We start from the raw sequence: 24632 nt of genomic DNA, 5'->3' as shown, positions 1-24632 counted from the left end.
ACGGCCTGCGGCGGCCTGCACCGGCAGATGCGGGGCAGGCCGCGACAGTCTTTCGACCTTCGCAGAGGCGCGAAAACAAATCTAGGGCCTGCCGGCTGCAAGGGCCGGCAGACAGGAGCGGAATGATCGACATACCGGACCAGATCTCCACCGCATGGATCGCCATTGCCCTGGTGGCGTTTCTCGCAAAGCACCTGCTGGGCGATTTCATCTTCCAGACGAAATGGATGGTGATGGGCAAGGAGCGTTGCAAGGACTGGGTGCTTCCGCTCGCCATCCATGCCGGCGTACATGGCACCATCACCGCCCTGCTCTTTCTCGTCGTTTCACCGACGCTCGTCTGGCTCGGCCTTGTCGATGCCCTCGTCCATGGCACGATCGACCGCCTGAAGAGCCATGCCGCCCGGCGCGCGAAGCTCACGCCGCAGCAGACCGGTTTCTGGTGGCTTTTCGGCATGGACCAGACACTGCACCACCTGACGCATATCGTCCTGGCGATCCTTCTCGCCGCCGCAGCGTCCACCAGCTAGGCTTTCAGCAACCGCACGATCAGCTCGCCCTGCCGTATCCCACGCGCGAGCGGGCGAAACGATGCATTGTGCCGATTTGGGCAGGCGCAGAAAAAAGCGCCAGTAAAAGCAATTTGTGAGAGCAACTCAAACCAATACGAAACGAATGGCTGCTACAGGTGGCTGCGATAACGGCGGCGTGCGTACGCAGGAAATAGTTAGGATGTTGCCGTAGGGTATGTTGCAACGCCGGAAACGGCGCCGGTTTTTCTAGACTACGAATTGGGGACTGTTGAATGAAAGTCGCGATTTTCGGCCTCGGCTATGTGGGTTTCACTGCCATGTGCTGCATTGCAAAAGAGGGCCATGAGGTCATCGGCTTCGATATCAGCGAAAAGAAGGTCAACCAGATCAACCGCGGCGTCTCGCCGATCACGGAACCGGGCGTCGACGAACTTTTGACGGAGGGCTTGAAGGCCGGCCGTATCTCCGCGCACACGGAGATCAAGCACCATCTCGAGGACTGCGACATCGCCATCGTCTGCGTCGGCACGCCGAGCGCACCCGACGGCGCGCACAACATGACCTATATCGCCGAGGTGACCCGCCAGATCGCGGCCGCAATCGGAAAGAACCGGACCTCACCGCTGACCGTCGTCTATCGCTCGACCATACGTCCAGGCACCGTCGAAGGCCTGATCGCGCCGATCCTTGCCTCGGAACTCGGCAGCGCCTTCGAGCGCAGCGTCGAACTCGTCTACAATCCGGAATTCCTGCGTGAATCCTCCGCCGTGCAGGACTATTTCGACCCCCCGAAAATCGTCATCGGCACCGTCGACGGAAAGCCGAGCGCCCGCATGGATCTCCTGAACAAGAACCTGAAGGCGCCGACCTTCTATGTTCACCTGGGCGAATCCGAAATCACCAAATTCGTCGACAATACGTGGCATGCCCTGAAAGTGGCCTATGCCAACGAGGTCGGCCGCATCTGCATGCAGCTGGGGCTCAGCGCCAAGAAAGTACACGAGATTTTCGTCTCCGACACCAAGCTCAACATCTCCCCCTACTACATGCGCCCGGGCGGCGCCTTCGGCGGCTCGTGCCTGCCCAAGGACGTGCGTGCCATGCAGTTCATCGCTGCCGATTGCGGCGCGCATACACACCTGGTCGATTCCCTGCTGCGCTCGAACGAAGCGCACAAATACCGCCTTTTCGAGCATTCGACCCGTGGCCTCAAGCCGGGTGCCGCCATCCTCCTCGTTGGCCTCGCCTTCAAGGCGCACACCGACGACCTGCGCGAGAGCCCGAACATCGATCTCGCCCGCGGTCTTCTGCGCGAAGGCTACAAACTTTCCGTCTTCGATCCGGCGATCGATGCGAACAAGCTCGTCGGCGCCAACCTCGGCTACGCCTATACCCAGATCCCGACACTCGCACAGCTGCTTGTGTCGAAGGAGGTCGCGGAAGGCACGGCCTATGACCGCGTCATCATTGCCAACGACACCTATCGCAAGCTCGACATCGGCAAATATGACGACATCATCAATCTGAACGCGCTTTCGTGAGGCCCGCCGCGATGGACACAACTCTCTCAGCGAGCGAAACGGCCAGCATCTCGGGCAATACCGAGATCGCCGGCGCCCTGAAGGGTCGCAAGATCCTCATCATCGTCGAGAACCTGCCCGTCCCCTTCGACCGGCGTGTCTGGCAGGAGGCGCGCACCCTCCATGCCGCGGGTGCGCAGGTGGCGATCATCTGCCCGACGGGAAAAGGCTATACAGCGCGCTACGAGCAGCTCGACGGCATCCACATCTACCGTCATCCCCTGCCGCTCGATGCCGGCGGAGCGCTCGGTTATCTGCTGGAATATGGCGCGGCGCTCACCTGGGAGACGTTGCTGTCGTGGAAGATCCTGTTCCGTCACGGCTTCGACACACTGCACGGCTGCAACCCGCCGGACCTCATCTTTCTCATCGCCTGGCAGTTCAAGCTGCTGGGCAAGCGCTACATCTTCGATCATCACGACATCAACCCGGAACTCTATGAAGCCAAGTTCAACAAGCGTGGTTTCTTCTGGCGTCTGATGTGCGCTTTCGAATGGCTGACCTTCAAGACGGCCGATACCGTGATCTCCACGAACGAAAGCTACAAGAAGATCGCGCTGGAGCGCGGCGGAAAGAAGCCCGAGGACATCTTCGTCGTCCGCAGCGGGCCGGATCTCAGCCGCGTGAAGGCCGTCGCCCCCAACCTGGACCTGAAGAATGGCCGCGATTTCCTCATCGGTTATGTCGGCGTCATGGGGGATCAGGAGGGCATCGACCTCCTGCTCGAGGCTGCCCGCCACCTGGTTTTCGAACGCGGCCGACAGGACATCCAGTTCACGCTCGTCGGCGGCGGCCCCAGCCTCGCGGCCCTGCAGGCGCTCTCGGAAAAGATGGGGCTGAAGGACTACGTCACCTTTACCGGGCGGGCGCCCGACCAGACCCTCTTCGAAGTGCTGTCGACCGCGGATGTCTGCGTCAATCCTGATCGGGTGAACCCGATGAACGACAAGTCGACGATGAACAAGATCCTCGAATACATGGCCGTCGGCAAGCCGATCGTCCAGTTCGACGTCACGGAAGGCCGCTTCAGCGCCCGTGAAGCCTCGCTCTATGCCAAGCCCAACGACCCGATCGATTTCGCCGACAAGCTCGCCGAACTTCTGGCCGATCCTGCGCTTCGCGCGGAGATGGGTGCCTTCGGCCGCCACCGTGTCGAAACGCAGATGGCCTGGAGCTACGAGATCCCGAAGCTGATCGCAGCCTACAAGAATGTGCGGCCATAGCGGCCGTACCGCACCGACGACGGGGCTCCGGGTAACCTCGTCGGAGACGGGCCTGCCTCCTGCACTCTCATTCCTCTTTGAACTGGCTTCGGCCACCGGCACCTGCGGGAGCTAGCGATGTCCCTCACCTGGTACATGAATCGGCTGCGCGCCATGGGGCCCGCCGAAATCGCCCATCGTTTTGTCGAGAAGGGCAAGAAGCTGGCCGCGCGCGGCCGCATCGAGGGCTGGGAGCGTTATCGCACCCCCGGTCCTCCACCGGTGTTGCCGGGACTGGCGGCCAATCTCGCTGCCGCATCCGAAGACATGAAGGCGGAGATACTGGCTGCAAGCAGCACCGTGCTTTCCGGGCACTACAGCGCACTCGGAGCCGACTGGCCGCTGCGCGACCCGCAAAACCCGTTTCCGGCGGAGGCCTGGCGGCTCGACCCCGTCACCGGTGGCCTCTGGCCAGGGAGCGAGGCCTATTGCTTCGACATTCCCTATCGCCACGAGCGCACGCTGGGCGACATCAAATATGTTTGGGAATACAACAGGCTGCAGTTTCTGCAGCCGTTGGCTGCCAACGCGGCACTGACCGGCAATCCCGCAGCGATCGCGACCATCGAAGCGGCGCTTGAAAGCTGGTATGCGGCCAATCCGCCATTTCGCGGTCTGTGCTGGAACAGCGGCATCGAGCTCGGGCTTCGCGCCATCAGCCTGCTCGTCGTCACCAGCCTCTGCGGCGACCGGCTCTCGGCCGGAACGATCGAAAAGATCCGGACCATCCTCCACGCGCATCAGGTCTGGATGGCCCGCTATCCGTCACGTTTCTCCTCGGCCAACAATCACCTCGTCGCCGAGGTGGCCGGCGAGTTCCTGATTTCGCTCGCCATGCCGGACCTTCCCCTGTCAGCCCGGCTCGAAGCCAAGGGGCGGAAGGTCCTTGCGCAAGAGGCGAACAAGCAGATCCTCGCCGACGGCGTGGGGGCCGAACAGTCGCCGACCTACGGCGCCTTCACCGCCGAGTTCCTGCTTCTCTGCTGCTTTGCCGCGCGCGCGGCGGGCCGTCCCCTCTCGGCCGGGGTCGACGCACGGCTTCGCGTCTTTTCGACCTTCATCGCCTGGCTTTCCGATGCCGAGGGCAAGGTTCCCGGCATCTGCGACGATGACGAGGGGCGCGTCCTCACTTTGTCCCGGCATGAAGCGGCCTATGCGGCCTCGGTCTCCGCCGCTATTGCCGGTTATCTCGGCACGCCGTCCGCGGGGCCGCGGCCGAAGGAAAACGAACTGCGCGACGCCCTGCTGCGGTCGCCCGCCACCGGTACGCCGCCACCCTCCGGCCTGATGACCTTTGCGGACGGCGGCCACACGATCGTCAGAAAGCGGCAAAACGACCGCGACGTGCATATCGTCATGGATCATGCGCCCCTCGGCTATCTCTCCATCGCGGCCCATGGCCATGCGGATGCACTTTCCGTGATCGCCACCATTGACGGCATCCCCCTGTTCGTCGATGCCGGCACCTATCTCTATCACTCCGGCGGCCCCTGGCGCGACTGGTTCCGCAGCACGCGCGCCCACAACACGCTGACGCTTGGCGATACCGACCAGAGCATCATGTCGGGCGCGTTCAACTGGTCGCACAAGGCCTCAAGCCGGCTCGACAGCGTAGCGGACGGGAAAGACTGGCGCATCGTCGCCTCCCATGACGGATACGAGAAGCGCTTCGGGTGCATCCACCGCAGAACGGTGTCTTCCGATCCTTCCGGCTTTTCGATCCACGACACGCTGGTCGGCAACCCCGATCAGTCGGCGGAGGTCGTTTTCCAGCTGGCACCCGACTGCCGCGCAGAGATCGAGGCCGGCGCGATCCGCATCTTTCATGAGGCGCAGCGGCTCGCGACACTGTCCTTTTCGCAGGCCGGGCAAGTGGAATGCGCCAGCGGGGGTGCCCCCGGCGATGGCGGCTGGTACTCGCCCCGTTTCGGAATCAAGCTGCCTGCCCCAAGAATCGCCTGGAAAGGAAAGCTCCCGCCGGAAGGCCTTGTGACGAAGGTCGATCTCGTTGTGAACGGCCGTGAGTGATGCACACGGGCAGGGAGCCGCAAGCGGCTGCCAGCCGGCATAGGTGGGCGAAGCGGAAAACCGCGGCAACGTGTACGGACGGCCGTTCCGATTGTCTGCGTTACGGCGAGGCGGTGTCCTGGCTGTCGCTTTTCCCGGCCCGCCCCTGCACCGCCTCGCGCAGCAGAAGATCCGTGAGGGCGAACTTGTCCGCGAACCAGCGATCTGCCGCATGCCACATGGCCGGCGTCAGGCGGATGTCGTGGCCGCCGCGCGCGGTGGTGGTCAGGAGGCCGGCGTCACGCGCCGCCTCGACGATCCGGCGGACATGGGTGCGCGATACGCCCGTCTGCGTGGCGAGCCTCTGGTAGCCGGAGGTAACGAGGCCGTCGCCGCCGTCGCGCCCGTCCCGCAGCAGAAGCAGCAGGATCATGTAGCCGCAATCATGGGCAAAGAAGGGGGCAAGCGGCAGGTGGCGGCGGATGATCCGGCTGAGGCCCGGCAGATGCGGCAGGGTCGCCCGGCGCATGGCGCGGTGCAGTTCCGGCGAAAGCGGCCCGTTGCGCCCCTCCGTCGGCGAGAGCCCGAGATCCGACAGGCCGGAGACAAGCAGCCCGAGAATGCCGGCATCGCGGGCGAGCAGCGCCGCGCTCGGCACAAGCAGGCGCACGCGTCGGTCCGATGCGTGGGGCTGCTGCGCGAGAAAACCGTATTTGCGCAGACAGGAAACCTGGGCCTCGACCCGGTTGCGGCTCGCCACACCAAGCTCCGTGACCTCACGCTGGAGCCGCCCGAGCGTCAGCCAGGTGGACGATTGCGTCATGTCCTGTCCTGCATGCAGCGAGAGCGCGGCGAGGTAACAAAGAAAGCGCCCCTCTTCCAGGATGAGCCGGTTGAAGAGATGATTGCCCTCATAGAGCGCGAGCTTGCCGGCAACGAGCCGGTCCCGTGCAGCGGCAAAACCGGGCGCATTCAAGAATTCGAACGGCGGCACCTGGAAAACCAGCGCACTGTCGGCAAAGGAAACCTGATCCATACCTATACCCCAATCCGGAGCGATGCGCCCTTTTGTTCTGATTGTCGCGACATCGCGGGCCCGAAATGGACCCTTTATTTTCCATGGGGTTGCAGCCCGGTGAAACTGTCAATTGTATTACTAAGCCCAATCGGCATTATGAGACGGGGGGCCAAAAGAATGAGACACCGTGCCAAGCCGACGAAACCGGTACGACGGCGAATTTCCGGGAACCTTCGCCCGTCCCTGCCTCTTGATAGGCAAGACCACCCATCATCGAACCGTCGTGAGAGAGAATGAGTCCCGCCGCAAAGCTGCCTTCCAACTCCGTCCTTGCCGAAGCCGGCGCGGATTGCCGCCGGGAAAGCCAGCTCTTTGCCGAAACGCTCGATCCCATCTTCCGCACGACCATGGCGACGCCGGAGCAGCTTGGTGATTTCCGCGCCAGCCTTGCCACCTATTTCATGGGGCCTGCCCTGTTCTTTGCGGCCGAAATGCTCGGCACGACCTATCGTTTCTCGCGCGACCCCAGCCGCATCGCCCGCAGCGGGCTCGACCTCATCTTCGTGCAGGTGACGCTCGACGGCAGCGACCTGCGCACGGTCAATGGCGAAACGATGCTGGTGGAGGCGGGCGACATATCGCTTTTCGACCTGTCGCGCCCCATGCAGTCCGAGACCCAGCACTGCCGGAACCTCACTCTCGCGCTGCCGCGTCACCTGCTTTTCGGCAAGGAGGGACAGAACGAGGCCCTGCATGGCCTCCTCCTGAAGCGCTCGACCAGCACCGCACGGCTGATCGGCAGCCACCTGCGCGCCCTGTTCGCCGACCTCACGGATATCACGCCGACCGAGGCGCCAGCCATCGTCACCGCCACGGCCAATCTCGTCACCACTCTCGTCGGGCCACAGATTGCCGAGCGGAGCCTGCCCTCCCCCACGGTGCGTGGCGCCGTCATCATGGAAATCCGGCGGTATATCGAGCACCACCTCGCCCTGCCGGATCTCGGGCCGGAACATCTGTGCAAGATGTTCGGCCTGTCGCGCGCATCGCTCTACCGGCTGTTCGAGCCGATCGGCGGCGTTACCGATCATATCCGCACCCGCCGCCTGCGCGCGGCCTTCGACATGCTGGCGGACGAACGCAAGCGCACGGTCGGCGAGATCGCCTATGCCTGCGGCTTTTCCGACATGTCCGCCTTTTCGCGCGCCTTCCGCCACCAGTTCGGCATGAGCCCCAGCGAGGTGCGCGAGATGGGCGATCGCGGGCCGCTCGCCCTCGGTTCCGCCGAAAAGCAGGCCACTGCCTCGGTACATGACTGGCTGCGCATCGTCAGCGCCCTCTGACCGGTTTGTTGAAGATGCGCAGCGGTCCGGCACCCCAAATACGTGGAACCTTCCGATCTCCGTCATCTTGCCGTTTGACACTTGAAATCACATCAACCAATATGTGATCACATTTTTTGAGGACTTGCTGGAGAACGGGATGGAGAGGGCGAACCTGGAGGCGCGCGCCCGCGCGCTCATCGAGGCAGAAGCAGAGGTTTTTCGCGCGCGGCGGCCCCGGTCGGCGGCGGCGCATGACGAGGCGACCTCGGGCTTCTTCGACGGTGTGCCGCAACACTGGATGCTCGACTGGCCGACGCCCTTTCCCCTCGTCGTCGATGAGGCCAGCGGCGCCGAACTCGTCGATCTCGATGGCAACCGCATCGTCGACGTCTGCCTCGGCGATACCGGCGCCATGTTCGGCCATGGCCCCGCCCCCGTTCTCGAAGCCCTGAAGAACGCCGGCACGCGCGGTCTCACCACCATGCTGCCCTCGTCCGATGCCGCTGCGGTCGGCCGCCTGCTGGTGGAGCGTTTCGGCCTGCCGCGCTGGCAGCTCGGCGCCACAGCCAGCGATGCCAACCGCTTCGCCATCCGCGTCGCCCGCGCCGTCACCGGCCGGGCAAAGCTCCTCGTCTTCGACGGCTGCTACCATGGCGCGGTGGACGACACGCTGGTGGACCTTGTCGACGGCAAGACCATCTCCCGCCGCAACCTGCTCGGGCAGGTGCGCGATCTCGGCGAACTCACTGTTTCCATCCCCTTCAACGACGAGGCGGCGCTGGAACGGGCACTCGCAGGAAACGACATCGCCTGCGTGCTCGCAGAGCCCGTAATGACGAACTGCGGCATGATCCCGCCAGCTCCCGGCTTCCATGCCGCACTGCGGCGCCTGACACGCGACGCCGGCACGCTGCTGCTCATCGACGAGACGCACACCATCTCCACCGGCCTCGGCGGCTACAGCAAGGTACACGGCCTCGAGCCCGACCTCATGGTGATGGGCAAGCCGATCGGCGGCGGAGTGCCGGTCAGCGTCTGGGGCATGACCCAGGCGATTTCCGACAAGCTGCACGTCATCCGCCGCGAGCAGAGCGGCCACGGGCATTCCGGCATCGGCACGACCCTTTCGGGCAGCGCCCTGCAGCTTGCCTGCCTGCGCGCCTGCCTCGAACATGTCATGACCGAAGAGGCCTATCGCATCATGCAGGCGCGCGCCGACCGGATCGAAGCCGGCTTCAAGGCGGCCATCGCCACCGCCGGTCTCGACTGGACGGTCTCGCGCGTCGGCGCACGACTTGAAGTCGTCTTCTCGCCCGTCGCCGTGCGCAACGCCGCGGAGGCGCGGGCGGCCGCATCCGACACCATCGAGGCAGCCTTGCACCTTTCCATGCTCAACCTCGGTTATCTCCTGACGCCCTTCCACAATATGGTGCTCGTCAGCCCCGCCCTTTCCGAACAGCAGGCCGGCGGCCTCGTGGAAGCATTCGCGACCGTCACCGGCCGCCTTGCCGAACGGAGGGCCGCCGCGTGAGCCGCGACCTTTCCAGCCGCCCGCCGGAAGCCGCAGATATCGCGGAGGCCGAGGCCTTTCTCGCCGCCCATCCCGAGACCATCGCCTTCGACCTCGTTCTGATCGACCTCAACGGTATCGCCCGCGGAAAGATCATCCGGCGGCACGAGCTGTTGCCGATCTTCCGCTCCGGCCGGCACCTGCCCGGCTCGATCCTCGGCCTCGACGTGACAGGCGAGGATGTGGAGGAAACCGGGCTTGTCTGGTCGGATGGCGATGCCGACCGCCGCGCCTGGCCCATCGCCGGCTCGCTGGTTCCCCTGCCCTGGACCTCGCCGCCGCGCGGTGAGCTGCGTCTTGCGCTTTTCGAGCTCGACGGCACACCGATGGCGGCCGACCCGCGCCATGCGCTGGCGCGGCAAGTGAAGCTTCTTGAGGCCGACGGCTTCCACCCGGTGCTTGCCTATGAGCTTGAATTCTATCTGCTCGATCGCGAACGCACGGCCGATGGGAACTTCCAACCACTCCGCCTGCCGCTTTCCGGCGAACGGCCCGATGGTATCCAGGTCTATGGCGTCACCGAACTGGACCGGCTGGAGCCCTTCATCGATGCCGTCTATCGCGGCGCGGAGGCGCAAGGCCTGCCCGTCGAGACGATGATCTCGGAATACGCCCAGGGCCAGTTCGAGCTGACGCTGCGCCATGGTGCCGCTCTGCGGGCCGCCGACGATCTAACCATGCTGAAGCGTCTGCTACGCGGCCTTGCGGTAAGGCACGGCATGATGGCCTGCTTCATGGCAAAACCCTTCGCCGGGCGTGCCGGCTCCGGCATGCATGTGCATGCGAGCCTCGCCGACTCTGAGGGGAAAAACCGCTTCGCCGACGCGGGCGACGCCCTTTCGCCCCTCCTGAAACACGCAGTCGCCGGCCTGCTCGAAACGATGCATGAATCCATGCTCGTCTTCGCACCGCACTCCAATTCCTGGCGGCGCTTCTCCGCCCAGAGCTATGCGCCGACGACACCGACCTGGGGTACCAACAACCGCAGCGTGGCGGTCCGTATCCCGGCCGGTTCACCCACCGGCCGCCATCTGGAGCAACGCGCCGCCGGCATCGACTCCAACCCCTATCTCGTCGGCGCGACCGTGCTTGCCGGCATGCGCAAGGGCATGCTCGATCAGGCCGATCCCGGCCCCGAGACCACCGCCTACGCCGACAATGCCGGCGACGAATTGCCGCCGGACTGGCGCAGCGCCATCGAGACGGCCGCCCGCTCCACCTTCCTGAAAGAAGCCCTCGGCGAGCGGTTGCACCACGTCCTTCTCGCCCTCAAGCACGCGGAATACCGCCGCTTTGCTGCGGAAGTCACCGCGCTCGAACGCACGCTTTATGGTGAAGTCGTCTGATCATGAAAACCTTCTACACCGCCGACCATCACCTGCATCACAGCGGCATGGAGCTTTCCTTCGGGCGCATCGTCGAGACCTTCGAGATGCCGGAGCGGGCCGAAATCGTCCTTAGACGCGTCAAGGACGTCGGCCTCGGGCCGGTGATCGAACCTGCCTTCTATGATCGGGCGGCCATCGAGCGTATCCATACGCCCGCCTATCTCGACTTCCTGCAAAACGTCTTTGCCGAATGGCGCGCCGCCGGCCGCGACGGCGAGGTCTGGCCCTATAGCTGGCGCCATCGCTCCATGCCGATGCTCGACGCCCCGCCCGCCGGCCTCGATGCCCGCCTCTCCTACTATTCCTTCGATATGGCCGGCTCGATCACCGAGACGACCTGGCAGGCCGCCAAACGCGCCGCCGATACGGCGCTCGCCGGCGCCGATGCGGTGCTGTCCGGCGAGCGCGCCGCCTTCGCGCTCTGCCGCCCGCCGGGCCATCATGCCGGCCGCGACTTCTTCGGCGGCTACTGCTATCTCAACAATGCCGCCATCGCCGCCCAGCGTTTCCTCGACAACGGTCACGCCCGCGTTGCGATCTTCGACATCGACTACCACCACGGCAATGGCACGCAGGAGATCTTCTACGATCGTGACGACGTGCTGCTCGCAAGCCTGCACGGCGACCCGGATTTCGAGTTCCCCTTCCATCTCGGTTATGCCCGCGAACGTGGTGCAGGCAGCGGCGAGGGCCACAACCTCAACTATCCGCTACCCGCGGGCACCGATTGGCCGGAATGGCAGGCCGCCTTCGAGGATGCACATGCAAAGATCGCCGCCTACGCCCCGACCGCTCTCGTCATCTCGCTCGGCGTCGATACGTTCAAGGAAGACCCGATCTCGCAGTTCAAGCTGGAAAGCGAGCATTTCCTCACCATCGGCCGCCGCATCGCCGACTTCGCTCTCCCCACCCTCTTCGTCATGGAAGGCGGCTACGCAGTGGACGCCCTCGGCGTCAACGCCGTGAACGTCCTGCAGGGATTCCAGGGCGCCTGACGCTCGCTTAAAGATCCTGGTGCAGGTTCTTGCGTGACAGGTTCTTAACGTCCCGCTCACCGCAGAGCGCCATGGTGATGTCGAGCTCCTTGCGGATGATCTCGAGGGCGCGGCGAACGCCCGGCTTGCCGCCAGCGCCGAGGCCGTAGAGGAAGGGGCGGCCGATATAGGTGCCCTTGGCACCGTAGCAGAGGGATTTCAGCACGTCCTGGCCGGAGCGGATACCGCCGTCGATATGGACCTCCATCTTGTCGCCGACGGCATCGACGATGCGCGGCAGCATGCTGATAGAGGACGCGGCGCCGTCAAGCTGGCGGCCGCCGTGGTTGGAGACGATGATGGCATCGGCGCCGCTATCAAGCGACATGCGCGCATCTTCCTCGTCGAGAATGCCCTTGAGGATGAGCTTGCCGCCCCAGCGATCGCGGATCCACTCGATATCCTTCCAGGAGAGCTGCGGATCGAACTGTTCCGAGGTCCAGGAGGAGAGCGAGGAAAGATCCTCCACCCCCTTGGCGTGGCCGACGATATTGCCGAAGGTGCGGCGTTTGGTGCCGAGCATATCGAGGCACCAGAAGGGCCGCGTCGCCATCTGCCAGAGATGTTTCGGCGTGAAGCGCGGCGGGGCGGAAAGGCCGTTGCGCAGGTCCTTGTGGCGCTGGCCCAGGATCTGCAGGTCGAGCGTCAGCACAAGCGCCGAGCAGCCGGCGGCCTTGGCGCGGTCGATGAGGTTGTGGACGAACTCCTTGTCCTGCATCACGTAGAGCTGGAACCAGAAGGGCTTCGACGTCACGGAGCGCACGTCTTCGATCGAGCAGATGCTCATCGTCGACAGCGTGAACGGCACACCGAACTCCTCAGCCGCCTGTGCGGCGAGCATTTCGCCATCGGCATGCTGCATGCCGGTAAAGCCGGTCGGCGCGAGCGCGACAGGCATCGACACCTTCTCGCCGATCATCTCGCTTTCCAGCGACCGGTTCGTCATGTCGACGAGCACGCGCTGGCGCAGCTTGATCTTGTGGAAGTCGTCCTCGTTGGCCCGGTAGGTCCCCTCGGTCCAGGCACCGGAATCCGCATATTCGAAGAACATCTTCGGCACGCGGCGGCGCGCCCGGTCCTTGAGGTCCGCGATCGTCAGGGCCTGGTCTACGCTCATGCTGTCTGTCCTCGCATCATCCGGCTTTTCGGGATCGCACTCTTTTACGAAGGCGCGCGCAGGCCTGCAACGCCTTCCTGCCGGTTTCGGCGGGAAACATGCGCCCCCACATGAATGAGATATTCACGAATAAAGAATGATGGCGCGACGCTGTCAATGTACATTTGACGGCCGACCGCCGCTGCCGCGAGAAAGCCGCCCTCCCGGCGAACCGGGAGGGCGAAAGCCTTACTTGGTGGCGTAGAACTTCGCCATGTCGGGCAAGCGCTTCACGCGAATGCTGGACGCCTTACCCGCGGTGCGGAAGGCCTCGAAACGCTCCTTGCAGACTTCCGTCATCAGCGCGGTCGCCGGCTTCAGGTAGGTGCGCGGGTCGAAATTGTCCGGCTTTTCCTTGAAGTTCTTGCGGATCGTGCCGGTCATGGCAAGGCGAAGGTCCGTGTCGATGTTGACCTTGCGCACGCCGAGCGGGATCGCCTTCTGGATTTCTGCGACCGGCACACCCCAGGTCTGCTTCATCTCGCCGCCATAGGTGGTGAAAAGGTCCTGCAGCTCCTGCGGGACCGAGGAAGAGCCGTGCATGACGAGATGCGTGTTCGGCAACTTCTTGTTGATACTGGCGATCGTGTCGATCGACAGGATGTCGCCGTCTGGCGCACGGGTGAACTTGTAGGCGCCGTGGCTGGTGCCGATGGCGACGGCAAGCGCATCGACGCCGGTTTTGGAGACGAAATCGAGCGCCTGGTCCGGGTCGGTCAGCAGCTCCTCGCGGGAAAGCTTGCCCTCGAAGCCATGGCCATCTTCCTTGTCGCCGGCGCCCGTTTCCAGGTTACCGAGACAGCCAAGCTCACCTTCGACCGACACACCGGCCGCATGCGCGATCTTCACCACTTCCGCGGTGACATCGACATTGTATTCGTAGCTGGCGACGGTCTTGCCGTCGGCGAGCAGCGAGCCATCCATCATGACGGAGGTGAAACCGTTGGTGATGGCCGAGATGCAGGTGGAAGGCTGGTCGCCATGGTCAAGGTGAAGGCAGACCGGAATATGCGGATATTCTTCCGCCGCGCCGAGGATGAGATGGCGCAAGAAAGCATCGCCCGCATAGGCGCGCGCACCGCGGCTTGCCTGCAGGATCACCGGAGAATCCGTCGCATCTGCCGCGCGCATGACCGCCTGGATATATTCCAGGTTGTTGACGTTGAATGCGGGCAGTGCGTAGTTATTCTCCGCTGCGTGATCGAGCAATTGCCGCATGGTGATCAATGCCATTCCTGTCCTCCTTCGGATGCAGTTTCATCGGGTTGGCGGCACTATTCACAGATCGCTCCGCCATATGCAACAGCCCTCAAAGACCCCGGTCAAAGCCAAATCGATTAAATGGTGCGGCGGAAATAAATTTCCGGTGGACACGGTAAAAATCCGGCCCGCGCGAGCGGACCGGATGCCAAAAATCCATTCCAGTTCAAATAAATAGGACAAATGCCCGGCCGTGTCTCAACGGCCGGGCGAAAGACCTATTCCGCCTCGTCGGCTTCCGGAGCCTGGAAGCTGCCGCGCTCGCCGGAGATGATCTCGCGCTTGCCGACATGGTTGGCAGGGCCGACGAGGCCTTCCTTCTCCATGCGCTCGACGAGGGACGCGGCGCGGTTGTAGCCGACGGCAAGGCGGCGCTGGATGTAGGAGGTCGAGCACTTGCGGTCGCGCATGACGACCTTGACGGCCTTCTCATAGAGGTCGTCGCCGTCTTCGGCCGCAATATCGCCCTTGTCGAACACTGCGCCGCCGGCCGCCGGCTTCTCGTCCTCTTCTTCCTCTTCCTCGGCGGTCACGGTCTCCAGATATTCCGGGCGACCCTGAGCCTTCAGGTGCAGCACGACCTTTTCGACTTCCTCGTCGGAGACGAAAGGACCATGCACACGGGAAATGCGCCCGCCGCCGGCCATATGCAGCATGTCGCCCTGGCCAAGCAGCTGTTCGGCGCCTTGCTCGCCGAGGATGGTACGGCTGTCGATCTTCGACGTCACCTGGAAGGAGATGCGCGTCGGGAAGTTCGCCTTGATCGTGCCGGTAATGACATCGACCGAGGGGCGCTGCGTCGCCATGATCAGGTGAATGCCGGCAGCGCGGGCCATCTGGGCGAGCCGCTGGATCGCGCCTTCGATTTCCTTGCCGGCGACCATCATCAGGTCAGCCATCTCGTCGACGATGACAACGATGTAGGGCATCGGATCGAGGGCGAGTTCCTGCTCCTCGTGGATCGCCTCGCCGGTGCCCTTGTCGAAGCCGGTCTGGACGCTGATCGAGATGGTCTCGCCCTTGTCGCGTGCGGCGGCCACACGGTTGTTGTAGCCGTCGATGTTGCGCACGCCGAGACGCGACATCTTCTTGTAGCGGTCCTCCATCTCGCGCACCGCCCATTTCAGCGCCATGACGGCCTTCTTGGGATCGGTGACGACGGGGGTCAGGAGGTGCGGGATACCGTCATAGATCGACAGTTCCAGCATCTTCGGATCGACCATGATCAGGCGGCACTCTTCCGGACGGAAGCGATAGAGCAGCGAGAGGATCATCGTGTTGATGGCGACGGACTTGCCCGAGCCGGTGGTGCCGGCGACGAGCAGGTGCGGCATCTTGGCGAGTTCCGCGATGACGGGCTCGCCGCCGATCGTCTTGCCGAGGCAGATCGGCAGCTTGAAGCCGGTCTTTGCGAAGTCCTGGCTCTCGATCATCTCGCGGAAATAGACCGTCTCGCGCGTGGCGTTCGGCAGTTCGATGCCGATGACGTTGCGGCCGGGCACGACCGCGACACGGGCCGACAGCGCCGACATGGAGCGGGCGATATCGTCGGCAAGGCCGATGACGCGGGAGGATTTGACGCCGGGCGCCGGCTCGAACTCATAGAGCGTGACGACAGGGCCGGGACGAACGTGGATGATCTCCCCGCGCACGCCAAAATCTTCCAGCACGCTTTCGAGGAGGCCGGCATTCTGCTCCAGCTGTTCCTGGGTGAGCACGTAGCCGACTGTGCCCGGAGGCTCCTGCAGGAGTTCGCGCGGCGGGTATTCGTAGGCATCGCCCGCCGGTGTCGCCATCATGACCTGGAACGGCCGGGAGCGCGAGAGCACCGAGGACGGGGTTTCGCGCACAGGCTCGACAACAGCAACCGGCGTGACGGCAACCGGAACAGGCTGGACCTCGACGACAGCCGGCACGATCTCGGCCACCGCTTCGATGACCGGAGGGGCAACGACCGCGACGGGCTCGGCCTTCACTTCGGCAACGGGCACAGCGTCGGCAACCGTTGTCCGGGCAACGGGCGGGCGGCATTCGACGACGCGGAAAAGCGAGGTAATGGAAGGCACTTCCTGACGCATCTCGGGAACCGCAACAGGTTGCGGCACGGTCAAGGCGGCCGGTGCAGGAACGGGCAACGGCATGCGCACGACGGTGACGGCGGGCCTTGCCGGCCGCTCGACCGCATCTTCGTCCGGTACAAGCGTTTCCCAGAAGGCATGGTCGGACAGGTTGGCAAAGCGGCTGATTGCAGTACGCACGTCGGTCTTCTCGGCAGTTTTTGGAATGGAGGTGGCCGGTCTGGCAATGGAAGCGACCGGCATGGCGGGCGCGACCGCCCTTGCGGCAAGAGGTGCGAGCAGCGGAACGGCCGGCTTGAACACGACAGCGGCATCAGCGGGCGTTCCCGTCGTGCCGGCAGCGACCACGGCCTGAACCAGCGGCGGCACCGGTTCGGCAACGATAGTCGCCGCGGCCGCTTCGGCCTGCTGCGCCTCGGACCGGCGGCGACGGTCTTCCAGCGCCTCGCGAAGGCGCTGCAGCAGCTCCGCCTGGGAAAGCTGCAGCATCTCGGTAGGCTGAGCCGCCGGCTGGGCAACCTGCTCGACCACCGGCTCGACCTGGCGCACCTCTTCCGCAACCGCCTCCTCGATCTTGGAAGCGACCTTGTCGGGGGTGCGGGTGAAGCGGACGTTCGGCGCCATGTAGAAATGGCTTTCCCAGCTTCCGTCGGCATATTGGCCCGGATCGTAGCTCCTCAGCGCCGGCGAGCGGAAGCGCGGGCGATAGTCCTCGTCATTGGCAACCGGCTCATCGGCCGCGTGCCAATCCTCGACTTCCGGAACGACTTCCGGCAAGGCGTTGTTTTCGTGGGAATAATACGGCGCTTGTTCGCCGACTCCCTCTTCGGTTTCAAGGACAGGGTAGAAGTTTGTTCTGGAAATACGCATGAACCTGCAAACTCGACGATCATTGCCGATAGGGATGCGTAGATGGTTAGGAAATGAAGGTTAACATTGTCTTTGGATGGGGCCGAAATCGTGTTCACGATCCCGTTTCAATCCATCCGCCGGCCCTCCGTTCCGAAGAGGTGAAGCCGCTCCTGTGGCAGGTCGACGCGGACCGTCGGGCCTGGATCCAGCATGGTCCGGTCGAGCGTGAAAATTTTCATCGGAACGTCGTGAATGGTCACATGCATGATGATGCCGAAACCCGTCGGCTCGATGAGATCGACTTTCGCCTCCAGCGCGCCGCGCGCGTTCAGCACCACATGCTCGGGACGGATACCGAGCGTCGCTGCCGCGCCTGATTCGATGCCGCGTCTTCGAGGAGCAGACAACGTCGCGCCGTTTGCCAGCCGCAGGTCCGCCTGGTCGCCGGACACGAGATAGCGCCCCTCGAAGAAATTCATGCCCGGCGAACCGATGAAGCCCGCAACGAAGAGATTGGCCGGCCGGTCATAAAGATCGAGCGGCGTGCCGACCTGCTGGACCACCCCGGCATGCATGGCGACGATCCGGTCCGCCAGCGTCATGGCCTCGATCTGATCGTGGGTGACGTATATGGATGTAGCATGAAGATCGCCGTGCAACTTCTTGATTTCGGCGCGCATCTGCTCGCGCAGCCGCGCGTCGAGATTGGACAGCGGCTCGTCGAAGAGAAAGGCTTTCGGTTGGCGCACGATGGCGCGGCCCATGGCTACGCGCTGACGCTGGCCGCCCGATAGCGCGCGTGGCCGGCGCTCCAGCAGCGGATCGAGGCCAAGCTTCGAGGCGGCATTGCCGACGGCGCTGGCGATCTTTTCCTTCGCGGTGCGGCGGAGTTTCAGGCTGTAACTCATGTTGTCGGCAACGCTCATATGCGGATAGAGCGCATAGGACTGAAACACCATGGCGATGTCGCGATCCTTCGGGGCAAGGTCGTTGACCCGTTTGCCGTCGATGCGAATGTCACCGGACGTCACGTCCTCCAGCCCGGCGATCATGCGCAGCAGCGTGGATTTCCCGCAGCCGGAGGGCCCGACCAGCACGATGAACTCGCCGTCGCGGATGGTGAGATCGACACCGTGCAGCACGGAGAAGGCGCCGAAGCTCTTGCGGATGTCCTGGATATCGATGGAGGCCATGAAAAACCCTTTCAGCCTTTGACCGCGCCGGCCGTCAGGCCCTGCACGAGATAGCGCTGGATGAGGAGGAAGAAGAGGCATGCCGGGATAAGCGCGAGAATGCCCGCCGCCATCATCTGCCCGAAATCGACCGAGAACTTCGAAACGAAGGTGAGCAGGCCGACCGGGAAGGTTGCAGCGTCATTGCCCGAGATCAGCATCAGCGCGAAGAGCAGTTCGCTCCAGGCCGCGGTGAAGACGAAGCCGAGCGTCGCGGCGATGCCGGGCAGCGTCAGCGGCAGGATGATCTGGCGGAAGGCGACGAACTGTGTCGCCCCGTCGATCATCGCCGCCTCCTCCAGGTCCTTCGGAATGCCGTCGAAGAAGGACTGCATGAGGAAGGTGGCGAAGGGCACGTTGAAGGCGGTGTAGACGAAGACGAGGCCGGTGAGGCTGTTGGTCAGCCCCAGCGGCGAGAGCATCTTGAAGATCGGCGCGACCAGCATGACGAGCGGGAACATCTGCGTGATCAGCATCAGTGCGACGATCCAGTATTTTGCCCGGAAGCGGAAGCGAGAGAGGGCGTAGCCCGCAAGCGAGGCAAGGATGGTGACCGCGACGGCCGTCGAGCCGGCGACGATCAGGCTGTTCTTGAAGAAGGTCGGGAAGGCGCTGTGGGCGATCACGAAGGTGTAGTGCTCCAGGGTGGCACGCGAGGGCCACAGGCGCACGCCCTCGCTGTAGAGCAGGTCGTTCGGCGTGACCGAGACCTTCAGCAGCCAGAACAGCGGGAAGAGCGCGACGACGATATAGGCGAGGATCGCGAGCCGGTGCAGGACGGTGAGGATTGGCTTGCTTCGCATGGTCTCAGCCCTTGTTCAGCAGCGTCTGGCGAAGCAGCACGATCAGCATGGAGTAGACGAGCAGCAGGATCAGCAGCACGAGAGCGATGGCCGAGGCGTAGCCGAAATCGAGCCGCTTGAACGCCTGGGTGAAGATGTAGCTGGCGACGATCTGCGTGCGGTCGGCCGGCCCGCCATTGGTCATGACGACGATAAGGTCGGCGAAATTGGAGATCCAGACGGTGCGCAGGAGAATGGTGATGGCGATGGTCGGCGCCAGGAACGGCAGCGTGATAGAGAGGAAACGCTGCACCGGCCCTGCCCCGTCGATGCTGGCGGCCTCGTAGAGATCGCGCGGGATCGCCTGAAGCGCAGCGAGCAGAGTGATCGCGAAAAAGGGAATGCCCCACCAGACATTGGCGGCGATCGGCCCCCACATGGCGAGCTGCGGATCGGAGAGGATGTTGTTCGGCGCGTCCAGCATGCCGAGCGCATACATCCAGTGCGGCAGCGGGCCGATCACCGGATTGAACAGCCAGGCCCAGTTAAGGCCGGCGAGAAAACTCGGCACGGCCCAGGGCAGGAAGACCAGCGCCTGCGCGAGGCCGCGGCCGGCGAAGGGTTTGTCGAGCAGCAGCGCGAGGATAAGACCGAAGATGAATTGCAGGAAGACGGAGGCGCCCGTCCACCACAGCGTGTTGCGCAACGCCCGGAAGAAGGCCTGATCCTCCGACAGCGCGCGAAAATGATCGAGCCCGATGAAACCGCCGGAAAGCAGGTTCAGAAGCTGGATATCGCGGAACGCATAGGAAATGCCGAGCACCAGCGGCACCAGCATGACCGATATGATGAGGATCAGCGCCGGTGCGCTGTAGAGATAGGGTTCCGATGCGTCGGCGATCCGCTTCCTGAGCGGCCGCACGGCTTGCGGATGGACGGCAAGGGTCATCGTCTCGCTTCCGTTCAAGGTGGCGGGGCGTTCTGGGAGAATGTCTGCGGGCGGAGCCTCGTGTCTCCGCCCGCAGGGTCCTCAGCCTACTTCTTGGCGAGGAACTTCTGCTGTGCCTTGGTCAGGTAGTCCGCCCACTGGTTGGCGAGATCTTCTGGCGTGATATCGCCAAGAAGGGCTTCCTGCGAGGTCTTGATGACGAGCGAATCCTTGAAGAAGGCGAACTCCTCAAGATGCGTCGGCATGACGGTCGGCACGGCATCCTTGTCCTCGAGCTCGGCAAACCAGCCCTTGAACTGCTCGCTGGCGTAGAACGGGTCCTTTTCCGCCGAAGTGTGCACCGGCAGCGCACCGGTGCGCTTGTTCCACTCGATATTGCCTTCCGGCCCTTCGAGCGTCTCGATCAGCTTCCAGGACAAGTCCTTGTTGGCGCTGGAGGCGAACATCGACCAGCCTGCAAAACCGATCGTCGGGAAGGTCTTTCCGGCGGGCCCCTTCGGCATGGTCATGATGCCGTAGTCTTCCGCCTTCATGCGTTCGGCGATGGCGATCAGCGCGTCCGGGTCCTGGTCGAGGAAGGCGCAGGTGCCCGAATAGAAGCCCGCGACGATCTCGTTAAAACCCCAGTTGACGCTGTCCTTCGGGGCATAGCCGTTCTTGTAGAGATCGATGACGAAGGTCAGACCCTTGACCCAGCCTTCGCTGTTGAAGGTGGAGGTGCCGTCCTCGTTGAAGAATTTGTTGTCGCCCGCCATGGAAGCGCCGAACATCACCCATCCGTTGAGGCCGCCCGGGCCGCCGCGCAGGCAATAGCCGTATTTGCCGGGCAATGCCGAGACCTTCTTGGAGGCTTCGGCGAATTCGTCCAGCGTCTTCGGCGGCTCGGATACGCCGGCCTCCGCGAGCAGCTTCTTGTTGTAGAACATGGCGCGCAGATAGAAGCCATAGGGCAGCATGTAGGCCGTGTCGTTGATGTCGCGGCCAAGCTCAAGGGCACGAGCCGTAAGGCCGGGCGTGTGCTCCCACTTCGCAAGATACGGTTCCAGGCTCTCCAGCATGCCGTTGTTGGCATAGAGCGACAGCCAGGTATCGGGCATTTCCATGACGTCAGGCACTTCACCGGCCGAGACCATGGTGGCGAATTTCTGGAAGGCCTCGCCCCAGGGAAGCGAGATGATCTCCACCTTGGTGCCGGGGTTCGCCGCCTCGAACTTCCCGACGATGGATTTCAGCGTCTCCGTGCGCTCAGGGCTGGTGATGACCTCGACAAGCTTCAGCGTCGTATCCGCCAAGGCGCTCGATGCCATCAGGGTGGTGATGAATGCTGCAGTCAAAAGTCTCTTCATGGTCGTTCCCTCTTTTGTGGTTTTGCTTAGAAGTTTGACGTCAGGTTTGGGTTGCGGCCGCTATCGCCGCATCCAGGTCACTCCACAGGACCTCGGTTCCCTCCAGGCCGATATGGAGACGCACGGACCGCGCATCGATGCCGAAGGCATGCGCGGAATTCGGCTGAGCCTTCTGCTGAAGGACAACTTCCCCGGGCACGATCAGGCTCTCGTGCCCGCCCCAGGAGACGCCGAGCTTGAAGAGCTTCAGCTGGTCGGCGAAGGCGCGGATGTCGATGCCTTCACGGAAGGTGAAGGAGAAGAGACCCGACGTGCCGGTCAGTCCCGGCGGCAGGCGGTTGGCGAGCGCGGGATGAAAGACCTTGTCGACGATGTCGAGCGCTTGCAGGCGCTTTGCGATTTCGAGCGCCGAGGCCTCATGCGCCTTCATGCGGATGGGCAGGGTGCGCAGCCCGCGCACCAGCAGCCAGGCATCGAAGGGCGAAAGCTTTCCGCCGAGATAGGGATAGGCTTCCGACCGGATACGGCCGATCAGCTCCTTCGAGCCGGCGACGACACCGGCGACGACATCGCTGTGCCCACCGAGATATTTCGAGGCCGAGTGCAGCACGAGATCGACACCCAGCGTCAGCGGGCGCTGGAAGACCGGGCTCGCCCAGCTGTTGTCGATGACGCTGACAATGCCGTGCTTCTTTGCGAGCGCGGCGAGTGCGCCGACATCGTGCGCTTCCATCACCCAGCTCGTCGGGCTTTCGAGATAGAGCAGCTTCGCGCCGGGCAGAGCTTTCGCCACCGCCTCCTCGTCGCGTCCGTCGACATAGGTCACCTCGATCTTCATGCGCTTCAGATGCGTGCCGAACAGGCGGAAGGCATCCGGATAGCAGTGACGCACAGCGACGATACGGTCGCCCGGCTCGACGAAGGAGAGCACGGTGGAGGAGATCGCCGCCATGCCGCTGGCAAAGCCGAGGGCATCCTCGCCGCCTTCGAGCTTGGCCAGCATCTCCTCGAAAGCGCGCACCGTCGGGTTGAGGCCGCGCGTATAGATCGGCCGCACGATCTCACCACGATAGGCGGCCACCATCTCGTCATAGCTGCCGAAGGTGAAGAGCGAGGTCTGCACGATGGGCGGCACGACCGCATCGAAGGCGTTCGCTTCGTCATGGGCGACGGTGAGAGCGGCAAAGTCGAACGGATCGGCTCCGTTGATCATCGGGACATGTCCTTGATGTCTTCCTCGACGACGGCGAGGATTTTTAACGTTTCCCCCCGCGCCGCCTCGGGATCCCGTGCAGCGATGGCGTTGAAGAGCGTGCGGTGGAACGGAAAGGAGCGGCGGGCGAAGTCCGGCCGGTTGAACGGCTTTTCCCAGAAGCGCTCGAAGGCGCCGCGCATCTGCTCCAGAAGCTGTTTGAACAGGGGATTGTGCGTGGCATCGTAGATGGCAAGGTGGAAGGCGAGGTCTTCCGGTCCGGACGTGCCCTTGGAGAGGTGCACCCGCTCCATCTCGTCGAGCCTCGCTTCGATGGTCGCGACATCCTCTTCCGTGCGCCGCCGGGCTGCCACCATGCCGGCCTCGCATTCGATGCCGCGGCGCACTTCCAGCGTCTGAAGCAGCACGTCGCGCAGGTGCACCGCATCGAAGGAGAGCGGCATATGCACCGTCGCCGTCGTTATCGGCTTCAGGAGATAGGTGCCGCTGCCCTTGCGGCTTTCGATGACGCCGAGCGCCTGGAAATGACGGATCGCCTCGCGGATCGTCGAGCGCCCCACCACGAGCGCCGCCATCAGCTCGCGCTCGGCCGGCAGCCGGTCACCCGCTGCAAGATTGGCGCGGTCGATATAGGAGGCCAGCGCCTCCGTCACCTGCCGCGCCCGGTCAATGGGCGGCAACGGCGCGATCTGCGGCCTGTCGCTCAATTCGCCTGGCATGACGCCATGTCCCCTGTTTCGTGTCAGCTTCTCAAATTGGTCTGACATCTTAGCATTATGCGCCGGGCTTCGACTGTCAAGCGCCAATCATCCGTGAGCAGATCCATCGCCAATAAAAAACGGGCCGATCAAGAGATCGGCCCGCATGGGACTGTCGATAATGTAGCGTGCGACGGGCGGCTATTCGCCCGCGATGGGCTGGCCCTCGGGCTCCCGCTCGACCGGGGCTTCGGCTGGCACATCCGGATTGCCCTCCGCCCGATCGCGGTGCAACGTGGCGCGGGCAAGCAGCATGAGCGTGACGGGCGTCGTCACAGTGATGAAGATACCGATCAGGATCTCATGCACGACAGGACGGGTGGCGAGCACGGTGAAAAAGATCATCGAGGCCATGACGATGCCGCCAGTACCCCAGCTCGAACCGAGCGTCGGCGCATGGATGCGCTCGTAGAAGGTCGGCAGGCGGACGAAGCCGATCGTGCCGATCAGCGTCAGGCCGGCGCCGACCACCAGGAAGAAGGAAACGGCAAGCGCCGCCCAGGCCGGCAGGTCGCCTGCGAACTCGATGTCCGTCATTCGATCACCTCCCCGCGCATGAGGAACTTGGCGAGCGCAACCGTCGCGACGAAACCGAGCATGCCGATGACGAGCGAAGCCTCGAAATAGATATCCTTGCCGGTACGGATGCCGAAGACCATCAGGAGCAGCATGGAGTTGAGGTAGAGCGTGTCGAGCGCCAGGACACGGTCCTGCGCGCGGGGGCCGCGGAACATGCGGAAGGCCGCAAGCGCCATGGCGATGGCGAGGAACACCTGCGCGATGGTGACGGACCAGATGAGAATCGTGTGGCTCATTCGAAGATCTCCATCAGCAGCGCCTCGTAGCGGTTCTTGATCAGCGCCTGCCACTCCGCCTCGTCGACGAGGTCAAGGACATGGATCAGCACCGTCTTGCTGAGCGAATTGTACTCGAGCCAGGCCGTGCCCGGCGTGCTCGTGATGACGACAGCCAGCACGGCGAGCGCCGTCGGGTTTTCCAGCGCGACGGGCACGGTGATGAAGCCGGCCTTGTGCTTGCGCCGGCCACCGGTGAGAAGGATGGAGGCAACGGCAAGGTTCGAGCGCAGGATGTCGTAGAGTACGATGCCGACGAGCTTGGGCAGCAGATACCATTTCGGCAGGCGTGGCTTCACCGGGCGCAGGGCCGCCATGCCCCAGGAGGCGAAGACCGACACGATGCAGCCAAGGATGAGATGGCCGAGCGTGAAGCCGTTGAGGGCAAGCCACATGATGACGAGCGAGGCGCTGAGCAGCGGATAGGGCAGCATT

The 24632-nt window shown here is 63.8% G+C and carries 21 protein-coding genes; 8 read left to right on the top strand and 13 right to left on the bottom strand.

Annotated features, from left to right (window positions below; translation table 11 throughout):
* Nucleotides 1-122: 122 nt before the first annotated feature.
* From AKG11_RS18610 to AKG11_RS18595, 4 genes are all read left to right on the top strand, one after another.
* Nucleotides 123-530, top strand: a complete 408-nt coding sequence (locus tag AKG11_RS18610) for a DUF3307 domain-containing protein (RefSeq protein WP_050744949.1) — start codon at nucleotides 123-125, stop codon at nucleotides 528-530.
* Between the two features lie 275 nt (nucleotides 531-805).
* Entirely contained in the window at nucleotides 806-2074 is a 1269-nt protein-coding gene (locus tag AKG11_RS18605; RefSeq protein ID WP_023512484.1) for a nucleotide sugar dehydrogenase, read from the top strand.
* A gap of 11 nt (nucleotides 2075-2085) precedes the next feature.
* On the top strand, nucleotides 2086-3336 hold the full coding sequence (locus AKG11_RS18600) for a glycosyltransferase family 4 protein (RefSeq protein WP_050744948.1): 1251 nt from the start codon (nucleotides 2086-2088) through the stop codon (nucleotides 3334-3336).
* A 117-nt stretch (nucleotides 3337-3453) separates the two neighbouring features.
* Nucleotides 3454-5403, top strand: a complete 1950-nt coding sequence (locus AKG11_RS18595) for a heparinase II/III family protein (protein ID WP_050744947.1) — start codon at nucleotides 3454-3456, stop codon at nucleotides 5401-5403.
* Between the two features lie 100 nt (nucleotides 5404-5503).
* Here the strand turns inward: AKG11_RS18595 and AKG11_RS18590 are convergent, their stop codons facing one another.
* Nucleotides 5504-6418 (bottom strand): hypothetical protein, encoded by a 915-nt coding sequence (locus AKG11_RS18590; protein WP_050744946.1) that lies wholly within the window; start codon nucleotides 6416-6418, stop codon nucleotides 5504-5506.
* 275 nt (nucleotides 6419-6693) lie between these two features.
* Here AKG11_RS18590 and AKG11_RS18585 point away from each other — a divergent pair, with 275 nt between their 5' ends.
* From AKG11_RS18585 to AKG11_RS18570, 4 genes are all read left to right on the top strand, one after another.
* A complete protein-coding gene (locus tag AKG11_RS18585; protein ID WP_050744945.1) occupies nucleotides 6694-7743 on the top strand; it encodes a helix-turn-helix domain-containing protein in 1050 nt (349 codons plus the stop codon).
* A 139-nt stretch (nucleotides 7744-7882) separates the two neighbouring features.
* Nucleotides 7883-9256 (top strand): transaminase, encoded by a 1374-nt coding sequence (locus AKG11_RS18580; protein ID WP_050744944.1) that lies wholly within the window; start codon nucleotides 7883-7885, stop codon nucleotides 9254-9256.
* Entirely contained in the window at nucleotides 9253-10641 is a 1389-nt protein-coding gene (locus AKG11_RS18575) for a glutamine synthetase family protein (RefSeq protein ID WP_050744943.1), read from the top strand. The genes AKG11_RS18580 and AKG11_RS18575 overlap by 4 nt, the downstream gene beginning before the upstream one ends.
* 2 nt (nucleotides 10642-10643) lie before the next feature.
* A complete protein-coding gene (locus AKG11_RS18570) occupies nucleotides 10644-11678 on the top strand; it encodes a histone deacetylase family protein (protein ID WP_050744942.1) in 1035 nt (344 codons plus the stop codon).
* A 7-nt stretch (nucleotides 11679-11685) separates the two neighbouring features.
* On the opposite strand, the gene AKG11_RS18565 is transcribed toward AKG11_RS18570, so the two are convergent.
* The 12 genes from AKG11_RS18565 to AKG11_RS18510 form a co-directional block, all read right to left on the bottom strand.
* On the bottom strand, nucleotides 11686-12834 hold the full coding sequence (locus AKG11_RS18565) for an alpha-hydroxy acid oxidase (protein WP_023514806.1): 1149 nt from the start codon (nucleotides 12832-12834) through the stop codon (nucleotides 11686-11688).
* A 228-nt stretch (nucleotides 12835-13062) separates the two neighbouring features.
* Entirely contained in the window at nucleotides 13063-14106 is a 1044-nt protein-coding gene (fba, locus tag AKG11_RS18560) for a class II fructose-bisphosphate aldolase (protein WP_050744941.1), read from the bottom strand.
* 245 nt (nucleotides 14107-14351) lie between these two features.
* Nucleotides 14352-17081, bottom strand: a complete 2730-nt coding sequence (locus AKG11_RS18555; protein WP_082342500.1) for a DNA translocase FtsK — start codon at nucleotides 17079-17081, stop codon at nucleotides 14352-14354.
* A 107-nt stretch (nucleotides 17082-17188) separates the two neighbouring features.
* A complete protein-coding gene (locus AKG11_RS18550) occupies nucleotides 17189-18256 on the bottom strand; it encodes an ABC transporter ATP-binding protein (RefSeq protein WP_050744940.1) in 1068 nt (355 codons plus the stop codon).
* A gap of 11 nt (nucleotides 18257-18267) precedes the next feature.
* Nucleotides 18268-19098: a carbohydrate ABC transporter permease gene (locus AKG11_RS18545; RefSeq protein ID WP_050744939.1), complete on the bottom strand. Its 831-nt coding sequence runs from the start codon at nucleotides 19096-19098 to the stop codon at nucleotides 18268-18270.
* Nucleotides 19099-19102: 4 nt separating this feature from the next.
* Complete coding sequence (locus tag AKG11_RS18540; protein WP_050744938.1) at nucleotides 19103-20026, bottom strand: carbohydrate ABC transporter permease; 924 nt, start codon at nucleotides 20024-20026, stop codon at nucleotides 19103-19105.
* Between the two features lie 86 nt (nucleotides 20027-20112).
* On the bottom strand, nucleotides 20113-21372 hold the full coding sequence (locus AKG11_RS18535; RefSeq protein WP_023514444.1) for an ABC transporter substrate-binding protein: 1260 nt from the start codon (nucleotides 21370-21372) through the stop codon (nucleotides 20113-20115).
* 40 nt (nucleotides 21373-21412) lie between these two features.
* Nucleotides 21413-22585 (bottom strand): PLP-dependent transferase, encoded by a 1173-nt coding sequence (locus AKG11_RS18530; protein WP_050744937.1) that lies wholly within the window; start codon nucleotides 22583-22585, stop codon nucleotides 21413-21415.
* On the bottom strand, nucleotides 22582-23304 hold the full coding sequence (locus tag AKG11_RS18525) for a FadR/GntR family transcriptional regulator (protein ID WP_050744936.1): 723 nt from the start codon (nucleotides 23302-23304) through the stop codon (nucleotides 22582-22584). Before AKG11_RS18525 ends, AKG11_RS18530 begins: the two co-directional genes overlap by 4 nt.
* Nucleotides 23305-23484: 180 nt before the next feature.
* Complete coding sequence (mnhG, locus tag AKG11_RS18520) at nucleotides 23485-23880, bottom strand: monovalent cation/H(+) antiporter subunit G (protein ID WP_023514447.1); 396 nt, start codon at nucleotides 23878-23880, stop codon at nucleotides 23485-23487.
* A complete protein-coding gene (locus tag AKG11_RS18515; protein ID WP_050744935.1) occupies nucleotides 23877-24158 on the bottom strand; it encodes a K+/H+ antiporter subunit F in 282 nt (93 codons plus the stop codon). The genes mnhG and AKG11_RS18515 overlap by 4 nt, the downstream gene beginning before the upstream one ends.
* Complete coding sequence (locus AKG11_RS18510) at nucleotides 24155-24631, bottom strand: Na+/H+ antiporter subunit E (RefSeq protein ID WP_023514449.1); 477 nt, start codon at nucleotides 24629-24631, stop codon at nucleotides 24155-24157. Before AKG11_RS18510 ends, AKG11_RS18515 begins: the two co-directional genes overlap by 4 nt.
* Between the last annotated feature and the right edge of the window lies 1 nt (nucleotide 24632).

This window comes from Shinella sp. SUS2, assembly GCF_001262505.1.
Taxonomy (GTDB): Bacteria; Pseudomonadota; Alphaproteobacteria; order Rhizobiales; family Rhizobiaceae; genus Shinella.
Note: the sequence above shows the minus strand (reverse complement) of the source record. Positions and strands in the feature narration are given on the sequence as shown.

Coding starts and splice junctions, on each gene's coding strand:
- AKG11_RS18610 (WP_050744949.1), top strand. CDS start 123: ATGATCGACATACCGGACCAGATCTCCACCGCATGGATCGCCATTGCC.
- AKG11_RS18605 (WP_023512484.1), top strand. CDS start 806: ATGAAAGTCGCGATTTTCGGCCTCGGCTATGTGGGTTTCACTGCCATG.
- AKG11_RS18600 (WP_050744948.1), top strand. CDS start 2,086: ATGGACACAACTCTCTCAGCGAGCGAAACGGCCAGCATCTCGGGCAAT.
- AKG11_RS18595 (WP_050744947.1), top strand. CDS start 3,454: ATGTCCCTCACCTGGTACATGAATCGGCTGCGCGCCATGGGGCCCGCC.
- AKG11_RS18590 (WP_050744946.1), bottom strand. CDS start 6,418: ATGGATCAGGTTTCCTTTGCCGACAGTGCGCTGGTTTTCCAGGTGCCG.
- AKG11_RS18585 (WP_050744945.1), top strand. CDS start 6,694: ATGAGTCCCGCCGCAAAGCTGCCTTCCAACTCCGTCCTTGCCGAAGCC.
- AKG11_RS18580 (WP_050744944.1), top strand. CDS start 7,883: ATGGAGAGGGCGAACCTGGAGGCGCGCGCCCGCGCGCTCATCGAGGCA.
- AKG11_RS18570 (WP_050744942.1), top strand. CDS start 10,644: ATGAAAACCTTCTACACCGCCGACCATCACCTGCATCACAGCGGCATG.
- AKG11_RS18565 (WP_023514806.1), bottom strand. CDS start 12,834: ATGAGCGTAGACCAGGCCCTGACGATCGCGGACCTCAAGGACCGGGCG.
- fba (WP_050744941.1), bottom strand. CDS start 14,106: ATGGCATTGATCACCATGCGGCAATTGCTCGATCACGCAGCGGAGAAT.
- AKG11_RS18555 (WP_082342500.1), bottom strand. CDS start 17,081: ATGCGTATTTCCAGAACAAACTTCTACCCTGTCCTTGAAACCGAAGAG.
- AKG11_RS18550 (WP_050744940.1), bottom strand. CDS start 18,256: ATGGCCTCCATCGATATCCAGGACATCCGCAAGAGCTTCGGCGCCTTC.
- AKG11_RS18545 (WP_050744939.1), bottom strand. CDS start 19,098: ATGCGAAGCAAGCCAATCCTCACCGTCCTGCACCGGCTCGCGATCCTC.
- AKG11_RS18540 (WP_050744938.1), bottom strand. CDS start 20,026: ATGACCCTTGCCGTCCATCCGCAAGCCGTGCGGCCGCTCAGGAAGCGG.
- AKG11_RS18535 (WP_023514444.1), bottom strand. CDS start 21,372: ATGAAGAGACTTTTGACTGCAGCATTCATCACCACCCTGATGGCATCG.
- AKG11_RS18530 (WP_050744937.1), bottom strand. CDS start 22,585: ATGATCAACGGAGCCGATCCGTTCGACTTTGCCGCTCTCACCGTCGCC.
- AKG11_RS18525 (WP_050744936.1), bottom strand. CDS start 23,304: ATGCCAGGCGAATTGAGCGACAGGCCGCAGATCGCGCCGTTGCCGCCC.
- mnhG (WP_023514447.1), bottom strand. CDS start 23,880: ATGACGGACATCGAGTTCGCAGGCGACCTGCCGGCCTGGGCGGCGCTT.
- AKG11_RS18515 (WP_050744935.1), bottom strand. CDS start 24,158: ATGAGCCACACGATTCTCATCTGGTCCGTCACCATCGCGCAGGTGTTC.
- AKG11_RS18510 (WP_023514449.1), bottom strand. CDS start 24,631: ATGCTGCCCTATCCGCTGCTCAGCGCCTCGCTCGTCATCATGTGGCTT.